This is a genomic window from Vibrio sp. 1069, from assembly GCF_033340555.1.
Map to the genome: position 1 here is coordinate 1 of NZ_JAWOWP010000304.1, position 750 is coordinate 750.

A 750-nucleotide genomic window follows, 5' to 3' on the forward strand; every position below is an offset into this window, starting at 1 on the left:
TACCATCAAACACGCTTCCACGCTTCCTTCTCCTGAACGAGGTTGTGGGCATATAGAGATGGCAGACTCTTTTTCTTCCGACTCAACAACCTTGACCTCAGAGGTGCCTTTTAACTCCCCAAGGGAAGCTGAAATGGTGACCGAACCAAGCTGAGCACTATTTGAGAGCCCACCAGCAATCAAATCTAAAACCGCTTTATTACTGCTTCGCCATGTCACTCGATGCGTTACATCCTGAGTGGTTTCATCGCTATATTCACCGTAGGCATAAAATCGCTGGACGTTCTTTTCCTCTAGAGTGATTTCACTAGGATGAACATGGATTTTTTCTAATACCGCATTCGTTACTTGAATTTGCAATGGTGCACTGGTGATCGCATCTTTGGTGGCGTAAATCATTGCCTGCCCTACCGCAAGACCTTTAACGCGATCGCCTTCTAGTTGTAGGACATCTTGATTATCAACCCACCAAGCAACCTGTTCGGTCAACTCAACGCGGCTTTCATCGCTATAGACTCCTTGTGCAGACAGCAGGGTCGAGTTGCCTTTTGCCACGCTCGACGCATTCGTTGTCACTTCAATATTTGTTAGGATTGCATCGGTTACCTGCACTTGTATTGGCTCGCTTTGCACACCATCTGACGCAGCCGTCACCAACGCTGTTCCTTTATGTTTGGCTTTCACAACGTTGTCGACAATCTCAACCACATCGTTATAAACATGCGAAGTAATACCTCGGGTGAGGTCGAC

At 47.1% G+C, this 750-nt stretch carries 1 protein-coding gene; it reads right to left on the reverse strand.

Features of this window, described 5'->3' with window-relative positions; translation table 11 throughout:
* On the reverse strand, window positions 1–750 hold a 750-nt coding region (locus R7040_RS26150), incomplete at both ends, for an Ig-like domain-containing protein (protein WP_318097533.1).